Annotated in this window: 17 protein-coding genes and 1 tRNA gene; 7 read left to right on the top strand and 11 right to left on the bottom strand. The window is 33.5% G+C overall.

The genetic code is table 11. The annotated features are described in order from the left end of the window. Positions 1-14: 14 nt before the first annotated feature. Complete coding sequence (locus A8975_RS02480) at positions 15-1,013, bottom strand: winged helix-turn-helix domain-containing protein (protein WP_134198557.1); 999 nt, start codon at positions 1,011-1,013, stop codon at positions 15-17. 115 nt (positions 1,014-1,128) lie between these two features. Here A8975_RS02480 and A8975_RS02475 point away from each other — a divergent pair, with 115 nt between their 5' ends. Together A8975_RS02475 and A8975_RS02470 are read left to right on the top strand one after the other, a co-directional pair. Next, positions 1,129-2,286, top strand: a complete 1,158-nt coding sequence (locus A8975_RS02475; RefSeq protein WP_134198556.1) for an arabinogalactan endo-beta-1,4-galactanase — start codon at positions 1,129-1,131, stop codon at positions 2,284-2,286. A gap of 2 nt (positions 2,287-2,288) precedes the next feature. Further along, positions 2,289-4,724: a glycoside hydrolase family 2 TIM barrel-domain containing protein gene (locus tag A8975_RS02470; protein WP_134198555.1), complete on the top strand. Its 2,436-nt coding sequence runs from the start codon at positions 2,289-2,291 to the stop codon at positions 4,722-4,724. Between the two features lie 41 nt (positions 4,725-4,765). Here the strand turns inward: A8975_RS02470 and A8975_RS02465 are convergent. After that, positions 4,766-4,847: transfer RNA gene (locus A8975_RS02465), tRNA-Leu, on the bottom strand. Between the two features lie 122 nt (positions 4,848-4,969). Here A8975_RS02465 and A8975_RS02460 point away from each other — a divergent pair. Continuing rightward, positions 4,970-6,358: a dipeptidase gene (locus A8975_RS02460; RefSeq protein ID WP_134198554.1), complete on the top strand. Its 1,389-nt coding sequence runs from the start codon at positions 4,970-4,972 to the stop codon at positions 6,356-6,358. A gap of 57 nt (positions 6,359-6,415) precedes the next feature. On the opposite strand, the gene A8975_RS02455 is transcribed toward A8975_RS02460, so the two are convergent. After that, complete coding sequence (locus tag A8975_RS02455) at positions 6,416-7,780, bottom strand: M28 family peptidase (protein ID WP_134198553.1); 1,365 nt, start codon at positions 7,778-7,780, stop codon at positions 6,416-6,418. Positions 7,781-7,902: 122 nt separating this feature from the next. Here A8975_RS02455 and A8975_RS02450 point away from each other — a divergent pair, with 122 nt between their 5' ends. The 3 genes from A8975_RS02450 (at position 7,903) to A8975_RS02440 (ending at position 12,380) form a co-directional block, all read left to right on the top strand. Further along, on the top strand, positions 7,903-8,274 hold the full coding sequence (locus A8975_RS02450) for a BlaI/MecI/CopY family transcriptional regulator (RefSeq protein ID WP_129759462.1): 372 nt from the start codon (positions 7,903-7,905) through the stop codon (positions 8,272-8,274). A 7-nt stretch (positions 8,275-8,281) separates the two neighbouring features. Next, positions 8,282-11,170, top strand: a complete 2,889-nt coding sequence (locus A8975_RS02445) for a M56 family metallopeptidase (protein ID WP_134198552.1) — start codon at positions 8,282-8,284, stop codon at positions 11,168-11,170. A gap of 109 nt (positions 11,171-11,279) precedes the next feature. Further along, positions 11,280-12,380 (top strand): DUF4407 domain-containing protein, encoded by a 1,101-nt coding sequence (locus A8975_RS02440; protein ID WP_134198551.1) that lies wholly within the window; start codon positions 11,280-11,282, stop codon positions 12,378-12,380. 1 nt (position 12,381) lies between these two features. Here A8975_RS02440 and A8975_RS02435 read toward each other — a convergent pair whose 3' ends face one another. From A8975_RS02435 to A8975_RS02400, 8 genes are all read right to left on the bottom strand, one after another. Further along, positions 12,382-12,663, bottom strand: a complete 282-nt coding sequence (locus A8975_RS02435; protein WP_134198550.1) for an STAS domain-containing protein — start codon at positions 12,661-12,663, stop codon at positions 12,382-12,384. A gap of 182 nt (positions 12,664-12,845) precedes the next feature. Further along, positions 12,846-14,090 carry an NAD(P)/FAD-dependent oxidoreductase gene (locus tag A8975_RS02430; RefSeq protein WP_134198549.1) on the bottom strand — a complete coding sequence of 415 codons (1,245 nt, stop codon included), beginning with the start codon at positions 14,088-14,090 and terminating at the stop codon, positions 12,846-12,848. 36 nt (positions 14,091-14,126) lie between these two features. Further along, positions 14,127-14,492, bottom strand: coding sequence for a four helix bundle protein (locus tag A8975_RS02425; protein ID WP_134198548.1), 366 nt, complete (start codon positions 14,490-14,492; stop codon positions 14,127-14,129). Positions 14,493-14,529: 37 nt separating this feature from the next. Then, positions 14,530-15,540, bottom strand: a complete 1,011-nt coding sequence (locus A8975_RS02420; RefSeq protein ID WP_134198547.1) for a 4-hydroxyproline epimerase — start codon at positions 15,538-15,540, stop codon at positions 14,530-14,532. Further along, the gene (locus A8975_RS02415; RefSeq protein WP_134198546.1) at positions 15,533-17,263 is read right to left on the bottom strand and encodes a DUF885 domain-containing protein; all 1,731 of its coding nucleotides are present in this window, start codon (positions 17,261-17,263) and stop codon (positions 15,533-15,535) included. Before A8975_RS02415 ends, A8975_RS02420 begins: the two co-directional genes overlap by 8 nt. Beyond that, a complete protein-coding gene (locus A8975_RS02410; protein ID WP_134198545.1) occupies positions 17,260-18,843 on the bottom strand; it encodes an aldehyde dehydrogenase (NADP(+)) in 1,584 nt (527 codons plus the stop codon). The genes A8975_RS02415 and A8975_RS02410 overlap by 4 nt, the downstream gene beginning before the upstream one ends. Positions 18,844-18,926: 83 nt before the next feature. After that, complete coding sequence (locus A8975_RS02405; protein WP_134198544.1) at positions 18,927-19,193, bottom strand: DUF1272 domain-containing protein; 267 nt, start codon at positions 19,191-19,193, stop codon at positions 18,927-18,929. A gap of 141 nt (positions 19,194-19,334) precedes the next feature. Beyond that, complete coding sequence (locus A8975_RS02400; protein WP_134198543.1) at positions 19,335-20,249, bottom strand: dihydrodipicolinate synthase family protein; 915 nt, start codon at positions 20,247-20,249, stop codon at positions 19,335-19,337. 169 nt (positions 20,250-20,418) lie between these two features. On the opposite strand from A8975_RS02400, the gene A8975_RS02395 reads away from it, so the two are divergent. Beyond that, on the top strand, positions 20,419-21,261 hold the full coding sequence (locus tag A8975_RS02395; RefSeq protein ID WP_134198542.1) for an AraC family transcriptional regulator: 843 nt from the start codon (positions 20,419-20,421) through the stop codon (positions 21,259-21,261).

Raw genomic sequence — 21,261 nt, 5'->3', positions numbered from 1 at the left:
TAGCGTTTAAAATATTACAATGAATGTCTTATAATAAGTGTATTTGGGTTTTCAATATTTTGCTTTTCTTCTTTCATCAACATTTGAGCTAATCGCTTTCCCATGGCTTTAAAATCAGTTGAAATAGTTGTTATTCCTCCATCTACCACTTCTTTTAAAAGCGTATCATTATATGAAATAATGCCTATATCATTTCCTGTTTTTAATTGTTGCTCTTTTATTTTTTTTATCAGAAGTATTAAATCATAATCGTCTAAAACTAGATACACTTCTCCTTTTTTAGGTATTCTATTGTCTAACGAATCAATAACTTCGCACGGAAAATCAATAGACTTTCTAAATTTTTGAAAACCATTTAACATGCCTTTAGGCTGTTTTAAATTTGGAAATAACAACACCACTTTTTCATACTTTTTAATTAAGTGAAATGCGTCATTTAGACTCTTAAAAATGTCATTTTCAAAATTTTGGTAAATAGATGGATAGTGTTGTAATTCTTCTGGCATTTGGTCTAGAATATAAACTTTATCTTCTGGAAGTTTGTCAATTACCATTTGGGTTTGACTCATATTTGCAGGCATAATTACATAGTAATTATAATTTCCTATACTATCATAAATATGCTTTTGGAAAACATCAAAACTAAAATGGTGAAAAAAAATATCTACTTGAATGTTATCATTTAATTCCTCTAAAAAAGCATTATATAAATCTTCCTTAAACGCATTAAGTTCATCAAAAAGCAGAAATACTTTTCGTTTCACATCTATATTTTCACTTTTTATGTAATAACCTTTACCTGAAACTGACTCAACAATTCCTCGCATTTTCAATTCATTAAAAGCCATTAAAACAGTATCCCTAGACAATGAAAACTTATTTCTAATGCTATTAATAGAAGGCAGTTTATCTCCTTTTTTGAGCAACCCACTAGTTAGACCATCTTCAATTGAAGTTATAATTTGCTTATACTTTGGCGCTCCAATTTGTTCTGAAACTGAAATAATACTCATGTGACAAAGATACAAAAACTGGTAGGTACCGGTAGGGTTTTAAAGAAATAATTTTTAAATTCGCATCAAACAACAATATTTTTAAATGTTTTAATCATCAAACTGATTGATAATTATGAAATTAACAAAACTTATATACTTACTCAATTTACTCTTGTTTTCAGCTTTAGCGTGTTCGTCTGATACTAACAATACTAATCAAGACCCTACTGATGACGATGCAGCTCCTATTGAAGATAGTTTTTATTATGGTGCAGATTTATCTTACCTAAACGAAATGGAAGATTGTGGAGCGACATACAAAGATGCAAACGGAGTTACTAAAGATCCCTTTACTATTTTTCAAGAAGCAGGAACAAACTTGGTGCGTGTGCGTTTATGGCACAATCCAACTTGGACTAATTATTCCAATTTTCAGGATGTAAAAGAAACCATACAACGTGCTAAAGCAAAAGGAATGGATGTACTCTTAGATTTTCATTATTCCGATACTTGGGCAGATCCAAGTACCCAGGAAATTCCAGCAGCTTGGATAAATGAAATGGACAACACAGAAGCTTTGGGTAATTTACTCTATGAATATACTTATGATACTTTAGAAACACTATCTAACGACAACTTATTACCAGAAATAGTACAAGTAGGCAATGAAATAAATGGTATGATTTTACAACAAGGTGAACTCGTTTGGCCTATAGATTGGGCTAGAAATTCGCATTTGATAAATAAAGGCATTGAAGCAGTTAGGGATATTTCTATTACCAAAAATAAAGACATTGAAATCATGCTTCACATTGCTCAACCTGAAAATGGTTTGTGGTGGTTTGAACAAGCAACTAATGCAGGTGTAACTGATTATGAATGGATTGGGCTTTCCTATTATCCAATATGGAGCGATTACAACTTAACCAACGTGGGTTCTGCCCTAAGCACATTAATCAACACCTACAACAAACGTTTAATGATTGTTGAAACTGCTTATCCATTTACTATGGAAAATGCCGATAGCGCTAATAACATTCTTGGAAACGACGCTTTAGTTTCTAGTTATCCTGCTACTCAACAAGGTCAATTAGGCTATTTAAATCAACTCAAAAGCATCGTAGAAAATGCAGGTGGAGAAGGTATTGTGTATTGGGAACCTGCTTGGGTATCTACTAGCTGCTCCACGCAATGGGCTCAAGGTTCTCATTGGGACAACGCTACACTTTTTGATCATAATTATCAAGCTACTTTAGGCATGCAATTTTATAACGGTTCACAAGGCAATTAAACATGAAAACTAAAGCACTTCTTCTTTTCTTATCAATCATAATTTTAAGCTGTTCAAAAACTAAAAAGGAGTCTTCCACTCGTGAAATTATTACTTTAAAAGAAGGCTGGAAATTCCAAAAAGGTAGTTTTCCTGATGCTTCTTCAATCGATTTTGATGATGCCAATTGGGAAACCATAAACATACCACACGATTGGGCTATTTACGGACCGTTTGACAAAGAAATTGACAAGCAAGTAGTAGCCATTACCCAAAATGGTGAAGAAGTAGCCACAGAAAAAACAGGACGAACAGGAGCTTTGCCTTACATTGGTGAAGCTTGGTACAGAAATACCTTTGATGTTCCTAATTATGATAAAAGTAAAAAGGTTTTGATTTTGTTTGAAGGTGCTATGAGCGAACCCGAAGTGTTTGTAAACGGTAAAAAAGTTGGCGAATGGAAATATGGTTACGCCTATTTCTATTTTGATATTTCTGAACACGTACAAGCTACAAACAATTCACTTTCAGTAAAGCTCAACAACAAAGGAAAATCTTCAAGATGGTATCCTGGAGCTGGCTTATACAGAAATGTACGTGTTATTGTAAAAAATCAAGAAAGTATTGACCAATGGGGAACCTTCATTACAACGCCAAATATTAATGAAGAGGTTGCTCAAGTAAATGTTAAGACCAAAGTCACAGGAGATAATCTAAAACTAGTTACCACTATTTTTGATGCCGAAGGCAATGAAGTTGTTTCAAATGAAACTACTACGCGTTTCGGTAACCAATTCGAACAAAACATTGCCGTAAAAAACCCAAAACTGTGGGATACTGAAAATCCTTATCTATATAAAGCTATTTCAAAATTGTATGTGGGCAATACTTTAAAGGATGAAGTCACTACCAAATTTGGTATTCGTGACATCAACTACGACCGAAATACTGGTTTTTCTCTTAACGGAAAACCAACCAAGTTTAAAGGAGTTTGTTTACATCATGATTTAGGCCCTTTAGGAACAGCAGTCAACACCTCAGCTTTAAGACGTCAGTTAGAAATATTAAAAGATATGGGAGCAAATGCTATTAGGAGTTCCCACAATATGCCATCGTTTGAACAACTGGAATTGTGTGACGAAATGGGATTTCTATTTTTAGCCGAAAGCTTTGACGAATGGAAAAAACCAAAAGTAGAAAATGGTTACAACCTCTATTTTGATGATTATGCTGAAAAAGACGTGGTCAATTTAGTGCGCGCTACAAGAAATCATCCCTCTATTGTGATGTGGAGTTCTGGAAATGAAGTTCCAGACCAATGGGGAAGTGAAGGTGTAAAACGTGCCAAATGGCTACAAGACATTTTCCATCGTGAAGACCCAACACGACCTGTTACTGTAGGTATGGACCAAGTAAAAGCGGTTATGGAATCTGGATTTGGCGCCATCATGGACATTCCAGGACTAAACTATCGTGTGCATTTATATGAAGAAGCTTACGAGCGTTTTCCGCAAGGGTTTATTCTAGGTTCTGAGACAGCTTCAACCGTAAGCTCTCGTGGTATTTACCATTTCCCTGTTGAAAAAGGTAGTATGATACAACATGACGATTACCAATCGTCTTCTTATGATTTGGAATATTGCAGCTGGTCTAACCTTCCAGAAGACGATTTTATATTACAAGACGACAAACCTTGGGTTTTAGGTGAATTTGTTTGGACTGGTTTTGATTATTTAGGTGAACCAACACCTTATGACGAAGTGTGGCCATCACGTAGTTCATATTTTGGAATTAATGATTTAGCAGGCTTACCAAAAGACCGTTACTATTTGTACCGAAGCAGATGGAATACCAAAGACGAAACCTTACACATCTTACCACATTGGAATTGGGAAGGTCGCGAAGGTGAAACCACACCTGTTTTTGTTTATACCAATTACAACAGCGCTGAATTATTTCTGAACGGAAAAAGTTTGGGTATTCAAACTAAAAATAACAGTTCACCACAACATCGTTATCGATTAATGTGGATGGACGTAAATTATGAACCTGGAACTTTAAAAGTGATCGCTTTAGATGATAACGGAAATCCAGTTGCTGAAAAAGAGATTAAAACTTCAGGCAAACCACATCAACTAGTTTTAGAATCTGACACCACAACTTTAAAAGCCAATGGCGAAGACCTTGCCTTTGTAACCGTTTCAGTTGTTGATGAAAACGGGATTCCTTGTCCAACAGCAACTAATCAGTTAAAATTTGAAGTAACAGGCAATGGAAGGTATCGAGCAGCTTGTAATGGAGATGCTACCTCATTGGAGCAATTTCATTTACCAACCATGAAACTATTTAGTGGAAAGCTTGTTGTTTTGGTACAATCCACAAAGGAAGCAGGAGATATTACGCTTACCGTTTCAGGTGAAGGATTAGAGTCTTCTAGTCTTCAGTTAAAATCAATGTAATAAAAAAAGCCTCAGTATTTAACTGAAGCTTTCTCGTCTTGTACAGGCGGAGAGACTCGAACTCTCACACCTCGCGGCACTAGATCCTAAGTCTAGCGTGTCTACCAATTCCACCACGCCTGCATTTATTCTCCGAAGTTTCGGGATGCAAATATAAACAATAGTTTCAATATTCAAATAACTTTATTTACTAAAAAATCGTCCTCGATTTTGTATTTTTGTGAGAATTCAAAAAAATATAACAAATGCAACATATTCAATCTTATATTGAAGAACATAAAGATCGATTTTTAAATGAGTTGATTGATTTACTCAAAATACCTTCTATTAGCGCTGACTCAGCATATAAAAGTGATGTTTTAAAAACTGCTGATGCTATTAAAACCAGCTTAGAGCTTGCTGGATGTGACCATGTAGAAGTTTGCGAAACCGAAGGTTACCCAATTGTTTATGGCGAAAAAATAATTGATAAAAACCTACCTACCGTTTTAGTGTATGGTCATTATGATGTACAACCACCAGACCCTCTTGAGCTGTGGACTTCACCACCTTTTGAGCCAGTAATAAAAGCAACCGAACTTCATCCTGAAGGTGCTATTTTTGCGCGTGGAGCTTGCGATGACAAAGGCCAAATGTATATGCATGTTAAGGCTATGGAGTTTATGACTAAAACCAATCAGCTGCCTTGTAATGTGAAATTTATGATTGAAGGTGAAGAAGAAGTTGGTAGCGTTAACCTTTCAAAATTTGTTAAAAACAATCAGGAGAAATTAAAAAATGATGTGATTTTAATTTCTGATACAGGAATGATTGCTAAAGATGTACCTTCTATTACAACAGGATTAAGAGGATTAAGCTACGTAGAGGTTGAAGTTACTGGACCTAACAGAGACTTACACTCTGGTTTATATGGAGGAGCTGTTGCTAACCCAATAAATGTGTTAACCAAAATGATTGCCTCTTTACATGATGAAAACAATCATATTACAATTCCTGGATTTTATGATAAGGTTGAAAATTTATCAGATGCAGAACGTGCTGAAATGGCAAAAGCACCTTTTTCATTAGAAGACTACAAAAAAGCATTAGACATTGATGCTGTTTATGGCGAAGAAGGATATACTACAAACGAACGCAACTCAATACGACCAACTCTTGATGTTAATGGTATTTGGGGAGGTTATACTGGCGAAGGCGCTAAAACGGTAATTGCAAGTAAAGCTTACGCCAAAATATCAATGCGTTTAGTACCTCATCAAGATTGGGAAGACATCACACAGTTATTTAAGACTCATTTTGAAAGTATAGCTCCAGCAGGAGTAACAGTAAAAGTGAAACCTCATCATGGTGGACAAGGCTATGTAACGCCTATTGATAGCATAGGTTATCAAGCAGCTTCAAAAGCTTATGAAGACACCTTTGGAAAAACACCAATACCTCAACGTAGTGGTGGAAGTATTCCAATTGTTTCTCTTTTTGAGCAAGAACTGAAAAGTAAAACTATTTTAATGGGATTCGGTTTAAATAGTGATGCTATACATTCACCAAACGAACATTATGGTGTTTGGAATTATTTTAAAGGCATCGAAACTATTCCTTTATTTTATAAGTATTTTACTGAGCTTTCTAAATAATAGTAATAAAAAACCGTTCAATTTCTTGAACGGTTTTTTTATGCTTTTTACAAAAAGTTACTCCTTAACAATTTTATAAGTCCCTGATTTATTAGAAGACGATACTTTTAAAAAATAAATTCCTTTAGGCAAATCTTTTGTTTTTAAAGTTGTTGAACCCATAATTTCTGATTTATTTAAAAGCAATTTACCTCCAACATCATAAAGAGTAAATTCATAAGATTCTTCAAAAGAAATATCGATATTAAGTTTACTTTTTACAGGATTTGGAAAAACACTTATTTCAGAATTAGAAAACGGTTCTAAACTCAACGAATTAAAACTCACACAAATACTAAACTCTGAACAACTTCCATTGGTAACTTCAACAGCATAATTACCATTTACAGTTGGTGTAAAAGTTTGCCCTGTTTCACCTGACAATGCAGTGTTTGTATCACAATTATACCATTGATAAGATGCAGAAGCATCATTAGAAGTTAATGTACTTGGGCTTTGCGTAATTGTATTATCGACATCAATCAAATTTGCCTTAGTAACCATATAACCCATAATAAGCTTAGCTAATTCATGATAATACGGAAAGTTTAACGTGTTGTACCTATCATTTGAAGAATGGTAAAATGGCGTTTCGTCATTGGTTTCCCAAGATTCTCCTACTAAAACAGCTGTAAAACCTTGATTCCAAAACCTAGCATGATCACTTGCTGTTGTTCCAGGATTTACAACATTAACATTTAAAGTAAAACCATAGGTAGGATCTTCTAAAACCGCAATAATATCATCTTTCATAGCAAGCGAATTGCCAAAATCTCTAACATCAATATCAAAATCGTTATCATCATTGCCATCATAACCCATCATATCAATGTTTAAAACACCCAAGATATTATCACCATTTGAAGCTGCTTGAGTAGCGTAATAATTTGCACCTAGTAAGCCTATTTCTTCTTCATCCCAAAGTGCATAAACAATAGTATTATCTAAGCATTGTGTTGATAAAATACGAGCAATTTCTAGTACAGTTGCAACTCCACTAGCATTATCATCAGCACAATAATCGGCAACCGTATCATAATGCGCACAAATAATATAAATATCGTCAGGATTGGTTTTTCCTACTTGAGTTGCAATTACATTTCTACCGTTAGAGTCAAACTGTTGAGCTACTACAGTAATGTTGTCCATTTGCTCAAACCTTTGAACCAAATAGTCTGCTGCCAAATCGTTATTAGCTTGTTGCCTATTAAGAATTGTTACTGTATTTCCGTTAACAACAGTCGATTGTTCACCTGAAAATTCTCTTAAGGTGAGTTGAAGAGAGTCTAAATTAACTTCATTTATAATGTCTGAAATGTTTTGAGCACTTGTAACCAGCACAAATGCAAAAACACCTAACAGACTAAAAATAAGCTTCTTCATTTTGGGGATTCGTGTAAAATTTAGTCAAATATAATAGATTTTAATAAAATAATGCCTTGGATAATTTGGTTATCTTGTTTTTTATTCTACATTTGTAGAGTTAATTCTAAACATGTAGAATAATGAGTTTATCAAAAACCGAAGAAGATTTAATGAACCATCTGTGGAAGTTAGAAAAAGCTTTCATGAAAGATTTGCTTGATGCTTACCCAGAACCAAAACCAGCTACAACAACCGTTGCTACACTTTTAAAACGTATGATTGATAAAGGATTTGTAGATTATAAACTCTATGGAAAGTCTAGAGAATATTTTCCTTTAGTAAAAAAGAAAGATTATTTCTCTAAGCATGTTAATGGGTTAATCAAGAACTTTTTTAATGATAGCGCAAGTCAATTTGCATCGTTTTTTACCAAAGAAACTAACTTATCAAAAAAAGAACTTGAAGACTTAAAAGCTTTAATTGATAGCGAAATAAAAAAGAAACCAAACTAAAAAAACCATGCTCGATTATATTTTAAAATCATCGGCTTGCTTACTTGTTTTACTACTATTTTACAAGTTAATCTTGGAGCGTGAAAACATGCACCAGTTAAAACGTTTCTACCTATTGTTGGCAACCGTTTTAGGGTTTACTATTCCGTTTATTACCATTACAACCTATGTAGAGCCAACATACACTTTAGGCACATTTCAACCTCCTTTACTAGAGCCTGTGTTTTATCCTGAAACCACTCAACCTACTGAACAAAACACCAATTTTTGGCCTACACTATTATGGAGTATTTATGGAATAGGAGTGGTTTTATTTTTAGTGAAGTTTATAGTTAACCTCACAAAACTCATCGCAAAAATAAAGACCAATCCTAAACTAAAAAGCAAAAATATCATTAATGTTTTAATCAATAATCTTGAAATTCCTCACACGTTTTTAAGCTATATATTTTTAAACAAAACCAAGTTTGAAAACAATCAAATACCAGAAGAAGTATTATTACATGAGCACACACACGCTACTCAAAAACATAGCTTAGACATATTATTTATTGAACTTCTACAAATTGCATTTTGGTTTAATCCGATTATATACTTCTTAAAAAAAGACATTAAACTCAACCACGAGTACTTAGCTGACCAAGCCGTATTACAACAAGGTACTCAAATAAACACATACCAACATTTATTGTTGGCCTTTTCATCAACACATGGTGGTAACGAACTTACCAATGCCATTAATTATTCATCAATCAAAAAACGACTTACAGTTATGAAAACACAAACATCATCCACCAAAAAATGGATTAAAACCTTAGTGGTTTTACCTCTTTTGGCAATTTTAATCTTTGGGTTTAGTAAAAAAGAAGAGGTTGTAAAAGAAGTTACACCTTTAATTACTGAAAACAATTATGAAAACAATTATGAAAACAAATTATCGCAATTTTTTGTTACAATTGAAAAAAATGAAAACTCAATAACCCTTAAATGCGAAAATGGTTGTAAATGGAGTAAACTACTTTTGGACACCAATACAAATCGAAGTTACACTTTTACCGATTATGGTTTTTCTGAAGGCAAAACTTTAGAAACCGACCAATTTGCCTTTACGATTAAACCTAATGAATCTGGTGTTTTTCTAAATGGATTGAAAGGCACCGCTTGGTTAGAACTAAGCTTCTCACTATACGAAAATCAGGTTCGAGCGATCGATCAATTTGGAGTAACAAATTTAACACGATCAAGTATTGAAGAAAAAAACAAAAAAACAATAGCGATGAAAGCTGTTGACAACGTGCTTTTCATTGGTAACAAAAAATCTAGTATCGATACATACGTAGATGACTTAAACGAAATTACCAAAAATTGGACATTGAAGGATTTCGAACTAACAACTTTCGATTTAAAAACAGAAAACTGCTCAAAAGAATTTTTGGACAAATTAAATGAATTGCATAAAAAAACCGACTATTTTTTAACTACTGTTATTGGTTCAAAATCTTTAGTTGAAAAATCTAAACTCAAAGCAAAAGTCACAAAACAAGATGAGAACAAAGGTGCTTCAGAAGAACAAATGCAAGAGTATCGTAATTTTATCAATGAATACAAATCAACTAACGTTGTTTATTCTGAAAAACATAAACGTGCGGTAATTATTTATGACCAATTAATGACTGATAAGCAACGTGCATCGGTTGATAAATATCCTAGTAATTTAATTCCTGATAGCAATCTTTCTAAAACACAACCAAAGCAACCAACATCTTCTGAGTTTGAATCTTGGAAAAATGAAAAAGAGTTTGCCATTTGGTTAGATGGAAAGCCTATACCAAACTCAAACCTAAACAAACTTTCTGCTAACGATATTATGCATTATACAGGTTCATTTATTCACAATAATGCAAGAAGCGATAGGTTTCCGCAACCTTACCAATACTCATTATACACAAAGAAAGGGTTTGAAAACACGTATCAAAAAGCAAATGTAAATCAGTATAAAAAAGCATCAGAAGCATATACTAATGCGATACAAAATTTCTTAAAGGGTTCACAAGAAGACAATTCTGAACTAAAAATTTTAAAAGCGCAAGCTGATAAAATATACAATACGTTTACAAAAGAAGAACTTAAAGAGAATAACATACTACAAACACCTCCATTACCAGCTCAAAAAAAAGCATTTAACAATTGGGTTAAGGTTGAAAATATCTTAGAACAGAGTTCGCAAGACACTAAAGGAGTTACTAAAGAAGAATTAAAAGAATACAATACGCTTGCTAAACATATCAATTCTCAAATTTCTGAGAGTGAATATCCAATTGTGAAGCACAAAGATGCAGTAAGGGTAAAGTATTTGTACAATAAAATGTCTAAAGAGCAAAAAGAATCTGCCGAAGCTTTTCCCGATTTCTCAAAGCTTCCACCTCCACCTCCACCTGCTCCAGACCCTAATGTTAAAACAGGTTTTATAACTATAAATAATTCCACTCATTATTATGTTACTCAAAATGGAAACACTAAATATTATAATCGTTATGGTCAAGAAACCAATAAAGAAGGAACTATAATCAACGATACTCAAGTTGATGGTGACAAAGTAATTCCAGGTCAAAAAATAACAAAAGTATATAAAGATAATAAGGTTGTAAGTGAGTTCAATAAAAATTGGGATCAAGACGTTCCACCTCCTCCACCTCCTCCAAAATCACCTTTAGATCATATAATTGACATGGCTAAAAAAGGCGCTGCATTTTATTATGAAGGAAAGTCAATTTCTTCAGACGAAGCCATTGCTTTATTAAAAAAGAATAATGAGCTTAATATTTCCACACAACAGACTGATTCAAAACAAGCTAAAGTTTACATTACAAAAGCACCTGTTAGTATTAAAAATTGATTCACTTAAAACTTACAATTACCTGAAGCCTTGAATTTTCAAGGCTTTTTTGTAACAATTCAGTGTTTTTTACGTTCTAATAGACATCAACCAAAAAACCGAATCAGTTATGTTAAAAAAATTCTTCATCATTTGTTCTGGTTCTGATACTGATATTCTTGACAATTGTTCTATTGGCGAACAAAACAAATTTGCAGGTATTGGAGCTACTGTTTTTTTTACTGCAGTAATGGCATTTATTGCAGCTAGTTATGCGCTTTATACCGTTTTTGATAATTATTTTACAGCTGTTGCTTTTGGCTTTATTTGGGGATTACTCATTTTTAACCTCGACCGCTTTATAGTATCAACCATTAAAAAAAGAGGTAACATTATTGATGAGCTTATACAAGCTTCTCCAAGGATAATTTTAGCAGTGATTATAGCTATAGTTATTTCTAAACCACTCGAATTAAAGATTTTTGAAAAGGAAATCAACCAGGTGCTTTTAGAAGAAAAGAATAGCATGACACTTGCTAATCAAAATCAAATTGCTGAACAATACACTCCTGAAATTGCAGCATTAGAAAACAATATTGAGTTTCTTAGAAATCAAGTCAACACCAAAGAAGCTGAAGTTAATGCGCTTTACGACACATACATTACTGAAGCTGAAGGCACAAGTGGTTCCATGAAACTAGGCAAAGGTCCTGTTTACAAAGAAAAACGTGATAAGCATGATACTGCTCTAGCGGAATTACAGCAACTAAAAGCCGATAATAAAACAAAAATCGAAGCTATTGAAGCTGAAATTACTCAACTTAGAACCAATTACGACACACAAATTGCAACCACACAACCTATTATTGATGGTTTTGATGGTTTAATGGCTCGTGTAAATGCTTTAGGCAAACTACCTTGGCTGCCTTCGTTTTTTATCTTTTTGCTGTTTTTAGCTATTGAAACCTCTCCTATTTTTGCAAAACTATTATCTCCAAAAGGCGAGTATGATTTCAAACTAGAAGATGCTGAAACTGCTGTTAAAACTTGGGTTGAACAAAAGGTTAACGAACGAAATGTTCTATTAAAAACAGATAGAGACATCAACAATAAAATCTACAGCGATATTGCTGAGGAAGACGAGTTGTATCAATACAAGCGCAAAAAAGCTCGAGAATTAATGCAACTACAAGCTGATGCCTTTTTTAAGCACCAAAAAAACGCATTATAAATTAAGCTGCTGTTTCTTTAGTTTTAAAGTGGTCGTATAACTCTTTACATCCAAAACCAATAATCGACAAGCGTTTTTGTCTTGTAATAGATTCGTTATGGAGTTTAGCTAATGCTCTTACACCATATCTATCAATACTTTCAATGCCTTCAATACTAATGGTAATTTCATCAGACTTTTCGAATACATTTCTAAATTCATGATGAAAAACATCTACACTAGTTCTATCAAGTACACCAGTGACTTTAAAAAAATTGTTGTAGCAAGTAATTTTAAGACTCATAAACATAATTTTATAAGGTTAAACAATAAATCTGGTGCTATTAAAATCGGGTGGGAATGGTGTAAATGTCTATAAATGAAATAAAAAACCGAAAGATTTTCGATAAACTACTTAAAAGCTAGACTAGATAAAATTACAAAGCAGAAAAGTCGACAAAACACACGTTTAGAGTATTTTACCTACTAAAACCTTCTGTCAGGAGTAAAAATATTCACATCTAGCGAAGTTGGATGATTTGAAATAATTTCAGACACTAACTTCCCTGTTGCTGTTCCCATACTCCAACCCATCATTGCATGCCCTGTTGCAATAGTTAGATTTTCGCATTTTGATGATTTTCCTATATAAGGTAACCCATCAGGAGTTACTGGTCGTAAACCACACGCTGCATTTTGCTTTTCTTGTTGAGTTAATTCTACATTAGGATAAAAACGTGTTGTCGCTTGAGAAATGGCTTCAACTCGAGTGCTGTTGATTGTATGGTTAATTCCTGCTATTTCCATAGTACCTGCAAAACGCGTAAAACCATTCATAGGAGTTACCGCTACTTTAGCCTCCGTTAATATTGAAGGAATTTGTATTCCAGTAGTCTGAGTAGTATTGATTCTGTACCCTTTACCTGCTTGTAACAGTAATTTTAAACCTAATTTTTTACTAAGCAAATTACTCCAAGAACCAGCTGCCAAAACAAATTCATCTGCCTTTAAAGATTGCTTATTTGTTTTTATTTCTGAAATCTTTCCGTTGTCAACCGTTAAATCTTCTACTTTTTCATTTAAAAGAAATTGAACTCCTACAGTTTGTAAATATGTTTTCATTTCAGCCATAAACTCATGTGGTGTAGTATGCGAATCGCATTTATAATACGTTGCACCTTTAACATTTATGTTAACATTGGGTTCTAAAGTTTTCAGATCTTGAAGACTAATTTCTGATGCATCTAACCCTTCTCGTTTAGCTAAATGTGCTGTTTTAACTTCTTCTTCAAGCATTTTTTCTGTTTGACACAACATTAAAAGCCCTTTCTTTTCATAATGAAATGAAAAGTTTTCAGCTTGCTTTATATCATCATACAAATCCTGACTCAACAATGAAATAGATTTTATGGCAGGAATTGCTTTTTTAACATGATTAGCATTACACGACTTATTAAACGCTAAGACCCATTTTAGAAAATCAGATTCTAATCTAGGTTTAATGTATAACGGACTTGACGAATTAAACATCCATTTCAATCCTTTTTTCATAACTCCAGGAGCAGAAAGTGGAACAATATGACTTGGTGACAAATAACCTGCATTTACATAAGAAGCTCCTGAGTCCATACCAAATTGATCAACAACAGTTACTTGGTGACCTTCTTTTTGAAGATAATACGCAGAACATAAACCAATAATTCCGCCTCCAATTATTATACAATGCTTCATGGATTTAATGATTTAATGAAATAGTGCTTCATAAAATTAATTAATTGTTCCTGTACTTTTTCTAGCTTTAGAAACTATTTTTACAATTTCAAGCGCTTCGTTCATTAAAGGTGTAAGATGTTCAACAGAAACTAAATTAGAATCATTTAAAATTTCTAACCAAAATAAAGTCTCGTCAGCCTCTTCAACTACAATAGACATTTTCGAGAAAAATTCTTTTTTTGAACGTGAAATACAAGCAGCTCTATAATTTGCTGCAGTGGAAGTTGCAGATCGAATAAGTTGCCTACCAATAACTCTGGTTGCTTCAGTTTTCTGAATTTCATCATAAAGCAAAATAATATCGACAGCTAATTGCTTTGTTCTTTTCTTTATTGATTCTACAAATTCTGACTTTTCCATAATTACATCATTATTTCATTGTTTCATTGTTTCAGTCTTAAATCACTTGAAATCCATACGCATAAGGATCGTCTTCAGTATCTATAGTTATTGTATTATGTCCATAAATTTTTGCCCAACCTTGAATACTTGGTATTATGGCTAATTTATTATCTAAAGTTGCTTCTTTTTCAACACGTCCTATAAATTTACTACCTATAAAACTTTCGTGAATAAAATCTTCTCCAATCTTCAGTTTTCCTTTTGCATACAATTGTGCCATTCTAGCTGAAGTTCCTGTACCACAAGGGCTTCTATCTATAGCTTTATCACCATAAAACACCGCATTTCTACCTGATGAATTAGCATCAATAGGGTTTCCTGTCCACAACATGTGTGAGACATCTTTTATAGTTTCATTTTCAGGATGTATAAATTGATTAGGATATTTTTCATTAATGCGCTGTCTTACCACTTGTGAGTACTGGATAATTTTTGACGCTGAAAAATCATGAACTCCTGAAAAATTATCTTGTGGGTCAACTATAGCATAAAAATTTCCTCCGTAAGCAACATCAAACTTAATTTCGCCTAATTCTGGACATTCAACAGATAAATTTTCTGCTGCTAAATAGCTTTTCACGTTAGTTAGCTTAACCCAATCTATTTTTTCACCTGTTTGTTGATATTCTATATCTACCAAACCAGCAGGAGCTTCCATTTTTATTTTTCCAGGTGTTTTAGGAGTAATCAATCCCTCTTCAATAGCAATGGTAATTGTTCCTATGGTACCATGTCCACACATTGGCAAGCATCCTGAAGTTTCAATAAACAAAATGGCAAAATCATTTTCTGGATTGTGTGGTGGGTATAAAATTGAACCACTCATCATGTCGTGACCTCGTGGTTCAAACATTAATCCTTTTCGTATCCAGTCAAAGTCTTTTAAAAAATGCTGACGTTTTTCGTTCATTGTTTTACCAATAAGTTTTGGCCCACCTTCTTTTATAAGCCTAACAGGATTTCCGCAGGTATGCGCATCAATGCAAACAAAAGTGTTTTTATTCATTTTTAACTTTCTGAATATAATTATTCACTCGCTCTTCAAGGATTGACAAGGTTACTGTGCCTTGTTCTAAAATTATTTCATGAAATGCTCTAATATCAAACTTAGCACCTAATTCTTTTTCTGCTTTTTGACGTAGTTCTCTTATTTTTAATTCTCCAATTTTATAAGATAGTGCTTGTCCTGGCCATGAAATGTATCTGTCAGTTTCGGTATTAATTTCGTGTAGTGATAATGCAGTATTTGATGACATATAATCCACTACTTGCTCTCGCGTCCATCCTTTTGCATGTATTCCTGTATCAACCACCAATCGGCAAGCACGCCACATTTCGTAAGTTAATTTTCCAAATTGTTCATATGGCGTTGTGTATATACCCATTTCATCAGCTAAATATTCTGAATACAATCCCCAACCTTCTCCATAAGCAGAGAGGTATAAATTTTTTCTAAACTGCGGAATACTGTCTCCTAGTTCATTATTTAAGCTCCCTTGTAAGTGATGACCAGGAACTGCCTCATGAGCTGTTAATGCTGGCAAGGTGTACAAGGTTCTACTAGGTAAATCGTAAGTATTTACCCAATAATAACCAGGATTAGTGCTTTCTTTAGAAGTGCCTATGTAACGACCACTTGTATATTTTGGTGCAATAGCATCTGGTACTGGAGCTACACCATAAGGTTTACGAGGTAAGGTTTTGAAATATCTTGGTAACTGCGCATCAATACGTTTTGCCATATCACGAGCAATCATTAAAATTTCCTGAGGAGTTTCAGCATAAAACTGCTTGTCTGTTCTTAAAAAATGAAAGAAGTCAGCAAAGCTTCCTTCAAAATTTAACTCTTTTATGATTTGCTCCATTTCGGCTTTTATACGAGCGACTTCTTTTAATCCAATATTGTGAATATCGTCTGCTGTGTATTGTGTACTCGTTGTGTAAAAGTTAATTCTATTTTGATAAAACTCATTTCCGTTTGGCGTTTCTGAAACACCTAAAGTTGTTCTAGTTTTTGGGAAATACTCGGTTTCAAAAAAAGTTTTAATGCGTTTAAATTCTGGAGTTACTTTAGTTTCGATTGCTGTTTTAGCAGCTGTTAACACAGAGTCTTTTTGAGTTTCACTTAAATCTGAAGGTAAATTCTTAAAAGGTGAGTAGTAGTAACTGTCTTCAAAATTTTCAACAATATTATCGTTATACGTTGATTCATAACCTTTAAAAATAACTAGAGGTTGCGAAATCCCTTTTTCTAATCCTTCTCTTAAGTTTACCAGATGCTGATTTACAAATTCTGGAATAGCATTAAGCTTATTTAAATAATCTTTTACTTGGTTATAATTTGCAAGCGGTCTTACCTCATAAGTCAAACTGCTATGAAAACCTGCATCAGAAAGTATTGGGTTTAAATACTCTTCAAACATGTAATAATCAATTTGATCTTGAAGCACAAATGCTAAAAGTTTAGCTGAAATTTTATCAGTTTCACTCAAACTACTCGTGTCAATTTTTGCTAATTCATCTAATGTTTTTTGAGCAAAATCAGCTTCGGTTTTATAATATTCTTTTGTAAAAAGACCTAAAGGATATGACCTATAATCATACCCTTCATGATCTTGATAGCTATTAATGATTTCATCTAATTTTGATGCTTTCTCAACTTGTTGGTCTTTGTTGCATCCAAAGCATAGTACCAATGCAATAAGTGCAATTTGTTTTATGCGTTTCATATTTTTTCAGTGGTTTGTTTGTTATTTACTAAACGTGAAATCCCAAGTGGATTTTCATTTTTCAATTCATCAGGAAGCAATTCATTAGGCCAATCCTGATAACTAAATGGACGTACCCAACGCTTTATAGAATGAATACCAACAGCTGTAAAACGACTATCAGTTGATGATGGATATGGACCACCATGTGTCATTGAAGGACATACCTCAACTCCTGTTGGTACACCATTAAAAATGATTCTTCCTACTCTATTTTGTAATGCAGAAACAATTTCAGGATATTGAGCAGCTTCATCATCGTGAGCAATTAATGTTCCTGTAAGCTGACCTTCTAAATTTGAAATAATAGCTTCTAATTCTTCTACAGATTCACATTCAACAACCAAAGAATATGGTCCAAACACTTCTTGGTGCAATGTTGGATTATCTATAAATGCTTTTCCAGAAACCGTTGCAACTGTTTGTCTAGCATAGTTGGTTTTAACGTCTTCAGCATATTCAGCAGCTACATGTAAATTATCTTGATTCACAGCCTTTTGTCGTTTAGCATCATAAGCCTTAATAATATTAGGATGTAGCATACAAGTAGGATCTATTTTTACAATTTCTTCAGATAATTTAATGATGAAATTGGTTAAATCATCACCTTTAATTCCTAAAATTAAACCTGGATTGGTACAAAACTGACCTGTTCCTAACGTGATAGAACTCGCATAGGTTTTTGCTAAACGCTCATAATTATGTTTCACTGATTTTGGAAGCATCACAACAGGGTTTATACTTCCCATTTCAGCAAACACAGGAATTGGCTCATCGCGTTGAGCAGCTAAATCGTACAATGCTCTTCCGCCATTAATACTTCCTGTGAAGCCTACTGCTTTAACTCCTGAATGTTTAACCAACTGTTCACCAACTTCAATTCCGCTACTATTTAAATTTGAAAACACTCCGTTTGGCATTCCTGTTTTTTGAACTGCTTTTACTATTGCAGAAGCTACTAATTCTCCTGTTCCTGCATGCATAGGATGCGATTTTACAATAACAGGACAACCAGCAGCAAAAGCTGCAGCTGTATCACCACCAGCAGTTGAATATGCTAGAGGGAAATTACTTGCTCCAAACACCACTACTGGACCTAAAGGAATATACATTTTACGTAAATCGGGTTTTGGAGCTGGTTCTCTATTAGGTAATGCTGTATCTATTGTAGCATCAACCCAAGAGCCTTCATTTACTAAATCGGCAAACATGCGCAATTGCATTACTGTTCTACCTCGTTCTCCTTTCGCTCTGCCTTCAGGTAATCCGGATTCTGAACAATAGGTTTTTATCAGAAAATCGTCTAGAGCTAAAATTTCATCGGCTATCGTGTTTAAAAATGTTGCTTTTTTTTCTTTTGAGATTGACCTAAATACTTTAAAAGCTTCTGTTGCGAGATGAACTGCTTCATCAATTTCTTCTGCAGTTGCCTCAGTAAACACATGCTCATTTTTTATATTGAGTTGCGGATTAAACGTGTTATACTGCTTTGTTCCTTTGGATGATAAATTGTTTCCTATGTAGTTTTTTCCGGTTATCATATTTCTTATTGTCATTCTGCGCTACGACGCAAAATCTATTTGTTTTACTTATGGATTCCGCATCAAGTGCGGAATGACAAAGTCTAATTTTTATTAATTCGTTTTAAATGTGCTTCAACATCTACTGGTTTAAAAACCACTTTTGTTGAAACAGGGTATTTTTTTAAAAGTTGTTTTGGTCGTATTGGTCGTTTCTCAAAACCGCCTCCACAATTAGGACATACATGCTGTAAAACGTTTTCTACACAATCCTTACAAAATGTACATTCAAACGTGCATATCATTGCCTCCTTAGAATCATAAGGCAATGATTTATTACAATGTTCGCATGTTGGTCTTATGTCTAACATTTTTATTGTGTTAAGGATTGAGGCTTTGTTTGAGCTCTTTAGCTTTTAAGGATTCCGCATCGAAGTGCGGAATGACAAAAAAGGTAAAAGCGAGTGCCGAAAACCTGACCACGCTTTTTGCGTGGGAGCACCCAAATTAGTTTATAAATTTTTATAATCTGGAAGTTTTGGTCGATTTTCCAGACTCTTTTCTATGATTTTTATAACCTGTTTGCGCTCTTCTCCATGCAATGGCAAACGAGGAGCACGAACATTTTCGGTTCCTATTTTAGTGTAAACTTCAGCGAGTTTAATATTTTGTACTAATTTAGGGTTTATATCTAACTCCAACAACGGCAAAAACCATCTATAAATGTCAATTGCTTCCTTAATGCGTCCTGCTTTTTGAAGTTTGTAAATTGCAACCGTTTCTGCTGGAAACGCGCAAACCAAACCAGCAATCCAGCCATCTGCTCCCATGAGCAGACTTTCTAATGCTAAGGTATCAACTCCTGTCATGATTTTTAATCGGTCACCAAATCGGTTTTTAATTCTAGTAATGTTAGTGATATCTCGCGTGGATTCTTTTACTGCTTCAATGTTATCGCACTTGAGTAATTCTTCAAACATATCTAAACTCACCTCTACCTTATAGTCAACAGGATTGTTGTAAATCATTATTGGCAATGAGGTATTATTTGCAACTGCTTTAAAGTATTCTACAGTTTCTTTATTTCCAGATTTATAGCGCATTGGAGGTAACATCATGAGTGCTTGTGCTCCATCATCTTCAGCTTTTTGAGCTGTAGCAATTGCAGCTTTGGTACTTTGTTCTGCCACATTAACCAAGACAGGAACTCTTGAATTTACTAGATTTACTGTAGTTTTTGTTAGAATACGCTTTTCTTCATCTAACAACGTACTCGCTTCTCCTAAAGTTCCTCCTAAAACAATACCATGTACACCAGCTTCTAACTGAGCATTGATATTTTTTTCAAACATTTTTAAATCTAGTTCATCAGTGTCAGTGAACTTTGTAGTAACTGCTGGCATAACGCCTTTCCATTGTATACTCATAAATTACGTTTTTTTGATAGTGTAAATTTAGAGTAATAATTGACTAAAAAATTAATAAGTAGTTATCCTTGATTAATATTATATTATCCGTTTTAGTATATTTATGCTTAATTTTGAATAGTATTTAATTATAAATTTGTTTTCACAGAAATAAAAACAGCCATTTTAAATGCGAGTATTACCTTTTAAAATTCCAAAACCTGAAAAAGATGCTTTTGTCTATCAAGTTGATAACGCAGCTATTTTTTATGATAAACTACATCAACACGAAGAAATACAAATGAGTTTTATTGTTGAAGGTGAAGGCACATTACTAGTTGGCGATACTATTAACTACTATTCTAAAGGCGACATACTTATTATTGGCAGCAACTTGCCTCATGTGTTTAAAAGTGATGACAGCACATGTAACACATCACACATGCTAACATTGTTTTTTACTAAAAAGACTTTTGGAAGCACTTTTTTTCAACTTGAAGAACTGAAAGAGGTTCAACCTTTTTTTAAAAGAGCAACTCACGGATTTAAACTTACATCTAAACAAAAACTAGCAAGTGAACTGTTTTTTAAATTAGAAAATGCTTCAAAATTAAACCGACTAATCATCTTGCTTCAGCTTTTAAAACTGACGTCTTCAGCAAACTATAAAAGTTTATCTTCTTTTATATACGACAAAAAATACACTGATAATGAAGGTGCGAGAATGCGAAATGTTTTTGAGTATACTATGAATCATTTTCATGAAAATATTACACTTGAAACGATTTCAGAAATTGCAGCAATGACCAAAAACGCATTTTGTAAATACTTTAAAAAACGCACCAATAAAACTTATATTCAATTTTTAAATGAGCTAAGAATTGAGCATGCCTGCAAACAATTAATTTTAGATAAAGAAATTACTATTGCTCAAATAGCTGAACATTGCGGATTTAATAATATGTCCAATTTCAACAGACAGTTCAAATCTCTTAAAGGCTTGACGCCTTATGTTTTTAGACAAACAAGCTGA

It is taken from the genome of Meridianimaribacter flavus (assembly GCF_004366715.1).
Taxonomy (GTDB): domain Bacteria; phylum Bacteroidota; class Bacteroidia; order Flavobacteriales; family Flavobacteriaceae; genus Gaetbulibacter_B; species Gaetbulibacter_B jejuensis.
The sequence above is the reverse complement of the archived record's forward strand: the minus strand, read 5'-3'. Positions and strand labels throughout refer to the sequence as shown.